Origin of the sequence: Paraburkholderia sp. CNPSo 3076, assembly GCF_026343935.1 — a bacterium.
Taxonomy (GTDB): domain Bacteria; phylum Pseudomonadota; class Gammaproteobacteria; order Burkholderiales; family Burkholderiaceae; genus Paraburkholderia; species Paraburkholderia nodosa.
This window is the reverse complement of record NZ_JAPMAL010000019.1, coordinates 136,905-148,844: the sequence shown is the minus strand read 5'-3', so window position 1 is coordinate 148,844 and position 11,940 is coordinate 136,905. Positions and strand designations below refer to the sequence as shown.

The following is an 11,940-nucleotide window of genomic DNA, read 5'->3' as shown; positions in this document are numbered from 1 at the left end:
CCAGTCCCGGCCCAACAAGGAGATTTCGCATGGTCCACACCGCAACGCGCGTTTCCCGGCGCGCCTTCCTGTTCACAGCCTGCGCTGCGGCGGGTACGGCGATGTCGCTCGGCGCGTGTGCGACGGGGATTTTCCCGTTCATTCCCGATCACTACACGTTTTCGCAGCAGCAGGTGCAGGACGCGGTGCAGCGCAAGTTTCCCTATCACCGCTCGATGCAGCAGATTATCGACGTCTCGCTCACGAACCCCGTCGTGACGCTGCAGCCCGATCGCAATCGCGTGGCCGTGCGGCTCGACGCGCACCTCGAAAGCCCGTTGATGCAGCAGCCCGTGAGCGGTGCGTTCACGGTGTCGAGCGAACTCGCCTACGACAGCGCGAACCGCGCCGTGGTGCTGCGCTCGCCTTCGGTCGATGGCGTCGACATGGCGGGCAACGCCGCCGCCTACGCGCCGCAGGTGAGCGCGGTCGCCGCGCTCGTCGCCACCCAGTTGCTCAACAATTACCCCGTCTATACGTTCAAGCCCGACCAGCTCCAATTTGCCGGCGTCAACTACGAACCCGGTACAATCACCATCCTTACAAACGGCATACGCGTGCAGATCGTCGAGAAGTAGGCCGACGAAACGCCGGCGCACGCGGTCGTCGTCGGTCGTGCGGCGCGGCGTGCGCCGTCCCGACGCTCAAAGAAGAGGGATAAAAGGGATGGACTGGATTTTGACCTGCAAGGCCTTGATTCTCGGCATCGTCGAAGGGCTGACGGAATTTCTGCCCGTGTCGAGTACGGGGCATCTGATCGTCGTCGGCAGCTTGCTCAACTTCGAAGGCGAGTATGCCAAGACCTTCTACGTGGTGATCCAGTTTGGCGCGATCCTCGCCGTGTGCTGGGAGTTCCGGCGCAAAATCGGCGAGGTGGTCGTCGGGTTGCCCTCTCGGCCCGATGCGCGGCGCTTCACGCTCAACGTGATCGTCGCCACCATTCCGGCAGTCGTGCTCGGTCTGATGTTCGAGAAGACGATCAAGTCGGTGCTCTTCGCGCCGGTGCCGGTGGCGTTCGCCCTTGTTGGCGGCGGCCTCGTCATCCTGTGGGTCGAAAATCGCCTGCGTGGCCCGAAGGGACTGCCGGTCGCCGAGCAGCGCGGCGCGCGCGTGAACTCGATTGACGAGATCACGCCGCTCGATGCCTTCAAGGTGGGCTGCGCGCAGTGCTTTGCGCTGATTCCGGGCATGTCGCGTTCGGGCTCGACCATCATCGGCGCGATGCTGTTCGGCCTCGAGCGGCGTGTCGCGACCGAATTCTCGTTCTTCCTTGCGATTCCCGTGATCTTCGGCGCGACCGTTTATGAGCTGTACAAGAGCTGGCACGAGCTTTCCGTGGACTGGCTCGGGCTCTTCGGCATCGGCTTCGTCGCCGCGTTCGTCAGCGCGTTCGCGTGTGTGCGCTGGCTGCTGCGCTTCGTGGCTTCGCACGATTTCACCGCCTTCGCCTGGTACCGGATCGCTTTCGGTCTCGTGGTCCTGCTGTTCGGCTATGGCGGCGGGCTAGGCTGGGACGACTAAAAACGCAACGGGCGCCGCGTGACATCACGGCGCCCGTTTTTCCATGCGGTTCCCGGTTTCAGTCCTCGCGGCGGCGGAACACGAGATCCCACACGCCGTGACCGAGCCGCAGGCCGCGTCGCTCGAACTTCGTCACCGGGCGGTAGTCGGGTCGCGGCGCGTAGTCGGCGGCCGTATTCTCGAGCGCGGGCTCCGCGCTGAGCACTTCGAGCATCTGCTCGGCGTAGTTCTGCCAGTCGGTCGCGCAGTGCAGGTACGCGCCCGGCTTCATGCGCGAGACGAGATGCGCGACGAACTTCGGCTGAATGAGGCGGCGCTTGTGATGGCGGGCCTTGTGCCACGGATCGGGGAAGAAGATGTGCACGCCGTCGAGGCTCGCGGGCGCGATCATGTGTTCGAGCACTTCCACGGCGTCGTGCTGGATGATGCGGATGTTCTCCAGATTCTGCTCGCCGATCAGCTTGAGGAGCGCGCCAACGCCAGGCTCGTGGACCTCGACGCCGAGGAAGTCGTCCTCGCGGCGCAAGGCGGCGATTTCCGCCGTGCTCGCGCCCATGCCGAAACCGATCTCCAGGATGCGCGGTGCGTGCCGTTCAAACACGCCGTCCCAGTCGGCGGCTTCGGGCGCGTAGGGCACGACGAAGCGCGGGCCCAGTTCGTCGAGCGCGCGGCGCTGGCCGGTCGAGACGCGGCCAGCACGGGTCACGAAGCTGCGGATGCGGCGGTGGTGCAGCGCGTCGTCGGCGGAGGCCCCTGATTGCGCGTTCGTGTCGGAGGCGGCGTCTTGTGCGTCGGACTGCGTGGAGTCGGGACGGGCGGCGTCGTTGGGATCGTGATTCATCTTCGCGGGTGGGTGTGAGAGCGGCGGCTGTCGCGGCTGTCGATAATGGGGGCGGGCTGCGCCTTCGGCTCGGTGCGAGGTATGTCGGGCTAGTCGCGGCGACGCGGGTGCCGGGGGGCTACGCGGGCCGGCGTGGCCGGACGCCTTGTGGGCGGCTTTGGCGTTCGCCGGAACCGGCGATGGCCTTCGGCCCGGCAGGCGGGCGCGGCGCGCTCGAAGCCCAGCGGCTCCGAAGCCGTCGCGCATTATATCAGCGCGCTCGCACGGCTCTGGCGGCTGAGGCGGCGCGCAGCGCCTCGCAGCGTGCCGCTCCGCCTATCATTCGACGCCTCAATCGGCTGAAACGACGACCCGCATCCGCGTGGGTTCGCTCAACTCGAACACGTTCACACGCCCGGCGCGCACGTCGAGCAGCAGGCGCGTGAGGTCGGCGGCCGCGGCGCGCAGGCGCTCGGCTTCGGCGGCTGGGCGCTCGTCGGCGTCGGCGAGGAGGGCTTGGCGCGAGCGCACGATCAGGCTGATCGCGCTCGGCCGGGACATGAAAAATTGATCCATCGGGGACTGGTGCGCCAGGGGGCGCGCAGCGAGTCGTTATGCGGCAGTCGAGCGAAATACGGGTCGGCAAACCAGCTCGCGGCGCGTGCGGGAGGACCCGAGGAGCGCCAGAGTGCATTGTGCAACGGAGGAATTCAGGTCGTGCCCGGCACGTGCCGGTCGGGAGGGTGTGGCGTCCCAGGGGTGTCCTGGCAGGCGCGCAGTCTGAAAACCCATGCCTCGAAGAGAGGTCGGCAAGCCGAAGTGGAGCGGGCGATGGGAATCGAACCCACGTCATCAGCTTGGGAAGCTGAGGTAATGGCCATTATACGACGCCCGCAGAGCGCGCTATTTTACGCGTTTTTGGCCTACTTGCGCAATTACGCGCTCAAGCAACGCGGCGCGCGAGGCGCGCCGCCAGATGCATCAGACCGTATGCCGATGCGTCATCAAATCCCAAAAAGCGTGAGCGAAACCGCCGCGCGGGTGACGACCATCAGCAGCACCTGCACGATCACGAAGAGCAGAATCGGCGAGAGATCGAGGCCGCCCAGGTTCGGCAGGATGCGGCGCAGCGGGTTGAGGAACGGCGCCGTCAGTTGGAACAGCACGGGCATCGCCGCCGAGCGCGGGTTGAGCCACGAGAGCAGCGCCATCAGGATCGTCAGCCAGATCAGCAGGTTGAGCGCCCATTTCACGAGCGTGAGCACGGCGACGATCAGAAGCGTCGGCAAAAGACCCAGTGGGTCCACGCCCGCGATCCATACCATCAGCAGCACGTAGGCGATGGCCGCGATCAGCGCAGCGACCACGCTCGCCCAGTCGATGCCGCGCACGCCGGGAATCACGTGCCGCAGCGGCAGCACCAGCCAGTTGGTGACCTGCTGGATCGCGTGGGTCACGGGGTTGTACGGCGGCACACGCACGTACTGGAGCCAGGCGCGCAGCAGCAGGGCGGCGCCGAACAGGGTGAAGACCGTATTGAGCAGAAAGCGGGCGATATCGCCGAACATCGGTGTTGTTTCCTTCTTGTGTGGGTGGCGGCGCGCTTGGCGTGTGGCGGCCGATAAAAGGTCATGCGAGGCATCCGCTCGCCCCGTTCAACCACGCGGAGCACGTCAGACGGGCACCTTGACCTCGCTGATCAGAATGGTGCCATTTCCGCCGTCGGTGTAGTTGGGAATGTCGTCGAGGAGTGTGTCGGCATGCGGCTGAAACACCGCGTAGAACGCATCGACCGTCTCGAACAGGAAGTGGCCGGCCGCGACGTACGGCGGCGGCGTGCCCGGCGGCCCGGCGTTGATGCCGATGTCGACCGACCAGCCCTTGAGCGATTCGCCAAAGAGCTTCGCCGCGAGCGGCATGTGGTGCGTGCAGTAGTACCCGGTGTCGAAACGCCCGTTCTCGCGATACGGATAGAGGATGCTGACCTTGATCATTGTGCGTGCTCGTCGGTGAGTCCCATGGGCGCGCGTTGCCTACCGTTGCGATGCGCGCGCCGTCGCCACATTACCACGGCTCACGCCTCGCCAGTATCCGCGATCGATGCTGCCGGGAGGGCCCGGCGCGCGGCGGCGGCCGCGGCTTCCGGCGTGCGCGCCGCGCAAATTGGCTGCACTCACGGCAGGCTTTTCCGCGAACGGCTACAGTGTTTCCGACAGACCTCGCCAGGCGGGCGCCTCACGGCGCGAGTGTTGCGCCGGGGCCGCGCCGCGCACGAAATGTTCGCTTTCGTACCGATCACGCGCCGGCGGTGGGACTACAAATGACAGTGACGGGCGCGACGTCGCGCCGGTAGCCTCACGCGGCACGATTTCTGCTGGTCGCTGGCGGCGCACCTGTGCGCAGCAACTCAAACCCAGCACGCGGAAGCCGCAACGAACAGTGCGCTATGCATATACGGCGCTCGTGAGGCTATCTCGCAACACTGCAATTTTTGTCCCGGAATCTGAGCACAATACTTTTCATCGTTTCGGTTTCATTGTTGCAGCCGTGCAATTGGGTTTGTTCCTGTCGGTAGTCCGATTCGGGGAGTTCACCATGAGCATCTTCGCTTACCGAAAGCATCTGCGGTTTCTCACGCCCTTTCAGCGTCGCCGCTGGTGGGATCAGAAGAAGCGCCTGACGCCGCGCGTGCGCATCAGCGGCGCTTACGTGCCGCCGAACGTCACGCGCGAATTCACGTACGTGAAGGTCGGATAGCGGAGAGTTTGCCTCGCGTGGCCGGCGGCTTGTGCGCCGTCGGCTGGTCGGATGAGATGCCCGGTCCCAGGACCGGGCATCGTCGTTTACAGCCTCCCCGCGCGTGGCGGCAGCGACTCGAACGTCGCCGCGGTCAGCCAATTTGTAATCAAACATTACCCGGAGCCTTGCCGCGCGACGCCCTCGTGCAGGTAACAATGACAGCGCCCTGGTTTTTGTAACGAATGGCGGCGTGATCGGGCGCGCGTGCGGCGGTTTTTCGCGGCAGCCACGCCCACCGGGCCTGACGCGCGATTAAGCGCCCCCAAAACAGGATTGCAATTCGAAACAAATGGCTACCAATGACGGCCGCCGTTTTCGATACATTGAATGCGTGGGCAGTGCCCGTCATATGCGCGTCGCCGTTGGCGGCCGCCAGGAGAAGAGAAGTGAAAAAGACCGTATCGTTCATCGTTGCCGCTGCGCTGGGTGTGGGGTTCGTCAGCGCGGCCCAGGCGCACGTCTCGGTGGGTATCGGCATTGGCATTCCGGTGGCCCCGGCTTATCCCGTCTATGCGGCGCCGGTTTACGCACCGCCGCCCCCGCCCGTGGTCTATGCGCCGCCGCCGGTGGTGTACGCGCCGCCGCCCGCCGTCGTCGTAGGCGGCTACGGCGGCTACGGCTACTACGGCAATCCGTACTGGCACCACGGCTACTATGGCCGCGGCTACTACGGCCGCGGTTACTACGGTCACGGCTACTACCGTCATTGAGCGTGACGGGCGGCGCACGCCGCCCGGCTGCAGGTTTTACGAACGGCGCAACGCCGGCTCACGCCGCGTTGCGCTGTTTGTTTTTGGCGTTCGCTTTCGCCGCGTGCACGGCGCGCTAGATCGACGCGCGCGGGTTGGTGCAAAGGCGCGCTCTGCGCCCGAGACGGATTACGTCGCGCCCGCGCCCTGCAGGATCAATTCGCGATAGCCGTGCACGATCACGCTGTACGAGAAGTAGGCGAAAAGCAACGCCGAAAGCATGTGGCAGGCGCGCAGCAGGCCGGTGCCGGCGCGTTTGCGGCCGTGGCTGGCCAGTCCGCAAAGAAACAGGGTCCAGCCGAGCCCGCCCGCAAAAAAGCCCAGCAGAAAGAGCGAGGCCGCGCGAGCGCTCGTCGCCCCCGACTTCGCGATGAGCGCGCCGCCGACAGCCGCAAACCAGAGAATCGCACTCGGCGACGAGAGCGCGAGCAGCACGCCGCGCCCGAAGCTGCGCCACGGGTTGGGCAGCGGCGCGGCGCTATCGGCTTCGCCTTCCACGGGCGGCGCCGATGCCGGATTGAGCGCTTCGCGCGCCATCTTCCACGTGAGCATGAGCAGCAGGGCGGAGCCGCCGATCCACACGATCCAGCGCACGGCCGAAAACTGCAGCAGCGCGGCCATGCCCGCAAGCGCGAGTGCGGCGTAGATGAGGTCGCCGAAACACGAGCCGAGCCCTAGCCAGAAGCCCGGGCGGAAGCCGTGCGTGAGCGTGAGCGAGATGATGGCGACGTTGACGAGACCGATGTCGAGGCAAAGCGAAAGCGACAGAAAAAAGCCGTCGGAAAGCAGGGAAACGTGAGACATGAAAACGATTTCTTGTTGGTATGGACTGCGTACCGCGCACGCCCACCCGCGAGGAAGCGGGCGTCGCGGCTCAAATCTGGTTCAAGCGTGCTTCAAACGCCGATGCACAGATACTTCAGTTCGACATATTCGTCGATGCCGTACTTCGAACCTTCGCGCCCGAGACCCGACTGCTTCACGCCGCCGAACGGTGCAACCTCGTTCGAAATGAGTCCGGTGTTCACCCCGACCATGCCGTACTCGAGCGCTTCCGCCACGCGCCAGACGCGGCCGATGTCACGGCTATAGAAGTACGAGGCGAGGCCGAATTCGGTGTCGTTGGCGAGGCCGATCACTTCGGCTTCGTCACTGAAGCGGAATACCGCCGCAACCGGCCCGAAGGTTTCCTCGCGCGCGATCAGCATGTCGCGCGTGACGTCGGCGAGCACGGTGGGCTCGACGTAGCGCCCCGAGCTGACCTTGCCGCCCGCCACGAGCTTCGCGCCCTGGGCAGTCGCGTCGCTGATGTGCTGCTCGACCTTGGCGACGGCCGCGTCGTCGATCAACGGCCCCTGGCTCACGCCATCTTCGAAGCCGTTGCCCACCTTGATCTTGCGTGAGGCGGCGGCGAGCTTCTCGACGAAAGCGTCGTACACCTTCTCGTGCACATAGAAGCGGTTCGTGCAGACGCAGGTCTGGCCCGCGTTGCGATACTTCGAGATCATCGCGCCTTCCACGGCGGCGTCGAGGTCGGCGTCGTCGAACACGATGAAGGGGGCGTGGCCGCCCAGTTCGAGGGCGAGTTTCTTGACCGTCGGCGCGCACTGCTGCATGAGGATGCGGCCCACCGGCGTCGATCCCGTGAACGAGAGATGGCGCACGATGTCGCTCTCGCAGAGGGCTTTGCCAATTGCGATGGAGTTCGCGGAGTCGGCGGTGAGCACGTTGAACACGCCCTTGGGCACGCCCGCGCGCTGCGCCAGTTCGGCGAGCGCGAGCGCGCAAAGCGGCGTTTGCTCGGCGGGCTTCACGACGATCGTGCAGCCCGCGGCGATGGCCGGCGCGACCTTGCGTGTGATCATCGCGATCGGGAAATTCCAGGGAGTGATCGAGGCGCACACGCCGATCGGCTGCTTGAGCACGATGAGCTTGCGGTCGCTGGCGGGGCTTGCGAGCACGTCGCCGTTCACACGCTTGGCTTCTTCGGCAAACCACTCCAGGAATGACGCGCCGTAGATCACTTCGCCGCGCGCCTCGGTGAGCGGCTTGCCTTGCTCGGCGGTCATGATCGCGGCGAGGTCGTCGGCGTGCTCGATCACGAGGTCGAACCAGCGCCGCAGGATGGCGGCGCGCTCCTTGCCCGTCTTCGCGCGCCACGCGGGCAGCGCGGCGTTCGCGGCGCCGATGGCGCGATGCGCCTCGTCGGCGCCGAAGTCGGGCACGCTCGCGATCTCGGCGTTGTCGGCGGGGTCGAGCACGGCGAACGTGGCCGCACCGCCGCTCCATTCGCCGTCGATGTACGCGCGGGTCTTGAAGAGGGCGGGATCGTTCAGTTGCGTCAGGCGCTCCGATGCGGGCAAGCTCATCTTCGAGTCTCCTTCAGGTTCACTGGCGCCGCGGCTCGTGCCATGCACGAGGCGTGACGCGGTAAGCGCGGCGTCGCGAAAAGGCGTCGCGGATGAATCGGCCGGCGTGGTGCGCGAGGCCTCACGCCGGGTATCGCCGGGTTGCGCCGGATCGCGCGGCGCGTCAGCTGCGGCTAAAGCCGAGCTCGTCGTAGAGACGGTCGACGCGCGTCTTCACGGCCGCGTCCATCTCAATTGCGCGGCCCCATTCGCGGTCCGTCTCGCCGGGCCACTTGTTGGTGGCGTCGAGCCCCATTTTCGAGCCGAGGCCAGCCACCGGCGAAGCGAAGTCGAGATAGTCGATCGGCGTGTTCTCCACGAGCACGGTGTCGCGCGCCGGATCGATACGCGTGGTGATCGCCCAGATCACCTCCTTCCAGTCGCGGATGTCCACATCATCGTCGACCACGACAATGAACTTTGTATACATGAACTGGCGCAGGAAGCTCCATACCCCGAACATCACGCGTTTTGCGTGCCCGGGGTAGCTCTTCTTCATCTGCACGATCGCCATGCGGTAGCTGCACCCCTCGGGCGGCAGATAGAAGTCGGTGATCTCGGCAAACTGCTTCTGCAGGAGTGGCACGAACACTTCGTTGAGCGCCACGCCGAGCACCGCGGGCTCGTCGGGCGGCTTGCCCGTGTATGTCGAATGGTAGATCGCATCGCGGCGCATGGTGATGCGCTCGACCGTGAAGACGGGGAACCACTCCTGTTCGTTGTAGTAGCCCGTGTGGTCGCCGTAGGGGCCTTCGAGCGCGTGTTCGTACGCGGCGCTCGCGCCTTTGACGGGGCGGGGCGGCGCGCCGACGGGCGCCGGGCCGGGCTCGCCCACCTGCGGGTAGACGAAGCCTTCGAGCACGATCTCGGCGCGCGCGGGCACCTGAAGCGTGTCGACGCCGGGCGTCAGGCACTTCGCGAGCTCGGTGCGGGCGCCGCGCAACAGGCCCGCGAACTGGTATTCGGAGAGCGTGTCGGGTACCGGTGTGACGGCGCCGAGGATCGTCGCCGGGTCGGCGCCGAGCACGACCGCCACCGGGTAAGGCTTGCCGGGGTTCTTCAGCGCGAACTCGCGGAAATCGAGCGCGCCGCCGCGATGCGCAAGCCAGCGCATGATGAGCTTGTTGCGGCCAATCAGTTGCTGGCGGTAGATGCCGAGATTCTGGCGCGTCTTGTTGGGACCGCGCGTGACGGTCAGGCCCCAGGTGACGAGCGGGCCGGCGTCGCCGGGCCAGCAGGTCTGGATCGGCAGCTTTGCGAGATCGACATCGTTGCCTTCCCAGACGATCTCCTGGCAGGGCGGCGCGCTCACGGTCCTCGGCGCCATGTCCCAGACGGCCTTGGCGAGCGTGAGCAGCTTGCCCGCGTCCTTCAGGCCGCGCGGCGGCTCGGGCTCCTTGAGCGCCGAGAGCAGACGCCCCACGTCGCGCAGCGACTCGAGCGCGGCGCCGTCGCCGCCGCTTTCCGGCGCGTCGATGCCCATGCCGAGCGCGACGCGCCGGGGCGTGCCGAACAGATTGCCGAGCACCGGGAACGCGTGCGTCGAACGGTTCTCAAAGAGTAGGGCCGGGCCGCCGGCGCGCAGGACGCGGTCGCACAACTCGGTCATTTCCAGCACCGGGGAGACAGCTTGCGGGACGCGGCGCAATTCACCGAGCGTCTCCAGGCGACCAACGAAGTCGCGCAGGTCTTTGTATTTCATTGGGGGCCAGTCTTGGGCAACTCAGTGGGCAGCCCGGCAGGCCGGCTCGCGCGGCCAGTTTGGGGCCGGATTGTGCATCAGCGCGGCGGTTGCAGGGCGGCAGCAGTCCGCGGCCGGCGTTTGAAGCCGGACGAAACGCGGCGTAACGATTGTCGATTTTACCTGTGTTGGCTGGCACACGCTGGTAGCCAATCCGCATAACATGCCGCAGAGGCACTTGGCGCGCGGTTTCCGGCGGATTGAACAGTGTTCATCATTACAATTAGTTATAGATTTGACATTCTATAGTATTGACGATCTATAACAGGCTGCTAGAATCCGTCCACATTGGTTGCAGGGTTTGAAATTTTTAACCACCTTCCCGGCCCTTCAGACGCAACGCGTCGCCGTTTTGCCGAACCCCTGCACGGCTTGCATACGGTCTAGATTGGTTGTCCTCGTCAGCGCCCCTTCGCGCTGGCTTTTCGCGTGAGAACTCCCGGCGCGCGCACATTGCGTGCCTGGTTGCCCAAAAGGAGTTCCACCCACGGCGAACTTGCCGTTTTCCCGACATCGCTGCCGCACCAGCCAGGGCGCGCGATGTCTTGATCCTGCGATTGGCCGTCTGCCTCGTGCCGACCCCTGAGCCGGATCATGCAACATGGGGAGATCTGTAGATGAATACCTGGTTATCGTGGTGGCGCGCCGACGAGCGTGTAGCGCTTGGCCTGCGAGCGCTGCTGCGTCGTGGCACGCGTCTTAGCCATCACCTGTTCAGCATTGTTGGTGGTTGTGCCGTTGTGCTCGCGGTTGCCCTCTGGCTGCTGCCCACGTGGCGCGGCACGCTGGCCGCGCGGGTGATGCCGTTCGTCTCGGCGGCGGTCCAGGCCGGCCCGGCCCGTCTGCTGCAAGGCAACCCGCTGCCCTCGTTCGCGCCCCCCGGCGTGACGAACAACGACGACAACGCCGACGGCGCAATGCTGCCCACGGCACTCGCGCCCGATGCCGGTGCGGCCGGGCCTGTCGGCGCCACGGGCATTTCGCCCACGGGCTCCAACGGCACGGTCGCGAAGGTCGCGACCTCGGTGTCGAACGGCGGCATCGCCACGCTCGACGCCGTGACGCTCAACGGCCTCGATCCGCGTGCGCTGCCGACCAGCGTCGGTTCGCTCGCGCGCATGATTCCGCCCCAGCGCATCACGCCCGACGCGCGCGACGACCGCGTGCTCGTTTCGGCGCGTGAGCAAGCGCTCGTCGCCACCTATCTGGCGCGCCGCTACCGTGTGGCGCAGGAACCGGTCGGGGAACTCGTGAAAGCGGCGTTCGACACCGGTCGTGAAGTGGGGCTCGATCCCCTGTTGCTGCTCTCCGTGATGGCGATCGAATCGGGCTTCAACCCATACGCCGAAAGCGGCGTGGGCGCACAGGGCCTCATGCAGGTCATGTCGAAGGTGCACTCGGACAAGTTCCAGTACTTCGGCGGCCAGCGCGCGGCGCTCGATCCGCTCGCGAACATCAAGGTCGGCGCGCTGGTGCTCAAGGATTGCATCGCGCGCGGCGGTTCGCTGCCGGGCGGCCTGCGTCTCTACGTTGGGTCGACCTCGCCCGACGACGGCGGCTACGGCGCCAAGGTGATGGCCGAGCGCGGGCGTCTGCGCGACGTCGCACGCGGCCGCAACGTGCCGATCAACGCGCCGCAGGCGCCCGTCACCACCACGGCCAGCACGTCTGCGCCGCAGAAGGTGGCGAGCGTCAACGGCGAGAAGCGCGTGCACGTGACGCTCGACAACGCCCACGCGATCGTCGAGAAGTCGTCGTCCGCGAGCGGTTCCGATCAGGACGACGCCAGCACCGGCACGACGGCCCAGAAGCACGCTTCGTCCGAGCTGGGCGCTTGAGTTCTGGCTGAAAGACCGGACGAGA

The 11,940-nt window shown here is 66.2% G+C and carries 13 protein-coding genes and 1 tRNA gene; 5 read left to right on the top strand and 9 right to left on the bottom strand.

Going from position 1 to position 11,940, the window contains the following annotated elements:
- Positions 1-29: 29 nt before the first annotated feature.
- Together M3A49_RS22780 and M3A49_RS22775 are read left to right on the top strand one after the other, a co-directional pair.
- Positions 30-617, top strand: coding sequence for a DUF1439 domain-containing protein (locus M3A49_RS22780; protein ID WP_254352065.1), 588 nt, complete (start codon positions 30-32; stop codon positions 615-617).
- Between the two features lie 88 nt (positions 618-705).
- Entirely contained in the window at positions 706-1,560 is an 855-nt protein-coding gene (locus tag M3A49_RS22775) for an undecaprenyl-diphosphate phosphatase (protein ID WP_254352064.1), read from the top strand.
- 58 nt (positions 1,561-1,618) lie between these two features.
- On the opposite strand, the gene trmB is transcribed toward M3A49_RS22775, so the two are convergent.
- The 5 genes from trmB to M3A49_RS22750 form a co-directional block, all read right to left on the bottom strand.
- The gene (gene trmB, locus M3A49_RS22770) at positions 1,619-2,401 is read right to left on the bottom strand and encodes a tRNA (guanosine(46)-N7)-methyltransferase TrmB (RefSeq protein WP_266231136.1); all 783 of its coding nucleotides are present in this window, start codon (positions 2,399-2,401) and stop codon (positions 1,619-1,621) included.
- Positions 2,402-2,731: 330 nt separating this feature from the next.
- Positions 2,732-2,941, bottom strand: a complete 210-nt coding sequence (locus tag M3A49_RS22765) for a hypothetical protein (RefSeq protein WP_266231135.1) — start codon at positions 2,939-2,941, stop codon at positions 2,732-2,734.
- A gap of 259 nt (positions 2,942-3,200) precedes the next feature.
- A tRNA-Gly gene (locus M3A49_RS22760) sits at positions 3,201-3,275 on the bottom strand.
- Positions 3,276-3,384: 109 nt separating this feature from the next.
- Positions 3,385-3,948 (bottom strand): YggT family protein, encoded by a 564-nt coding sequence (locus M3A49_RS22755; protein ID WP_028205241.1) that lies wholly within the window; start codon positions 3,946-3,948, stop codon positions 3,385-3,387.
- Positions 3,949-4,053: 105 nt separating this feature from the next.
- Complete coding sequence (locus M3A49_RS22750) at positions 4,054-4,374, bottom strand: EthD family reductase (RefSeq protein ID WP_254352061.1); 321 nt, start codon at positions 4,372-4,374, stop codon at positions 4,054-4,056.
- Positions 4,375-4,975: 601 nt separating this feature from the next.
- Between M3A49_RS22750 and M3A49_RS22745 the strand changes: the two genes are divergently transcribed.
- Positions 4,976-5,137 (top strand): hypothetical protein, encoded by a 162-nt coding sequence (locus M3A49_RS22745; protein ID WP_165822777.1) that lies wholly within the window; start codon positions 4,976-4,978, stop codon positions 5,135-5,137.
- Positions 5,138-5,285: 148 nt separating this feature from the next.
- Here M3A49_RS22745 and M3A49_RS22740 read toward each other — a convergent pair whose 3' ends face one another.
- Positions 5,286-5,588 carry a hypothetical protein gene (locus M3A49_RS22740; protein WP_266231134.1) on the bottom strand — a complete coding sequence of 101 codons (303 nt, stop codon included), beginning with the start codon at positions 5,586-5,588 and terminating at the stop codon, positions 5,286-5,288.
- Between M3A49_RS22740 and M3A49_RS22735 the strand changes: the two genes are divergently transcribed.
- Entirely contained in the window at positions 5,566-5,889 is a 324-nt protein-coding gene (locus tag M3A49_RS22735) for a hypothetical protein (RefSeq protein WP_266231133.1), read from the top strand. The genes M3A49_RS22740 and M3A49_RS22735 overlap by 23 nt on opposite strands.
- 168 nt (positions 5,890-6,057) lie before the next feature.
- Here the strand turns inward: M3A49_RS22735 and M3A49_RS22730 are convergent, their stop codons facing one another.
- The 3 genes from M3A49_RS22730 to M3A49_RS22720 form a co-directional block, all read right to left on the bottom strand.
- Positions 6,058-6,732, bottom strand: a complete 675-nt coding sequence (locus M3A49_RS22730; RefSeq protein ID WP_254352058.1) for a LysE family translocator — start codon at positions 6,730-6,732, stop codon at positions 6,058-6,060.
- 92 nt (positions 6,733-6,824) lie between these two features.
- The gene (locus M3A49_RS22725; RefSeq protein WP_266231132.1) at positions 6,825-8,297 is read right to left on the bottom strand and encodes an NAD-dependent succinate-semialdehyde dehydrogenase; all 1,473 of its coding nucleotides are present in this window, start codon (positions 8,295-8,297) and stop codon (positions 6,825-6,827) included.
- A 163-nt stretch (positions 8,298-8,460) separates the two neighbouring features.
- Positions 8,461-10,038, bottom strand: a complete 1,578-nt coding sequence (locus tag M3A49_RS22720) for a UbiD family decarboxylase (protein ID WP_266231131.1) — start codon at positions 10,036-10,038, stop codon at positions 8,461-8,463.
- A 656-nt stretch (positions 10,039-10,694) separates the two neighbouring features.
- On the opposite strand from M3A49_RS22720, the gene M3A49_RS22715 reads away from it, so the two are divergent.
- Positions 10,695-11,915 carry a transglycosylase SLT domain-containing protein gene (locus tag M3A49_RS22715; RefSeq protein ID WP_266231130.1) on the top strand — a complete coding sequence of 407 codons (1,221 nt, stop codon included), beginning with the start codon at positions 10,695-10,697 and terminating at the stop codon, positions 11,913-11,915.
- The last annotated feature ends 25 nt before the right edge of the window (positions 11,916-11,940 follow it).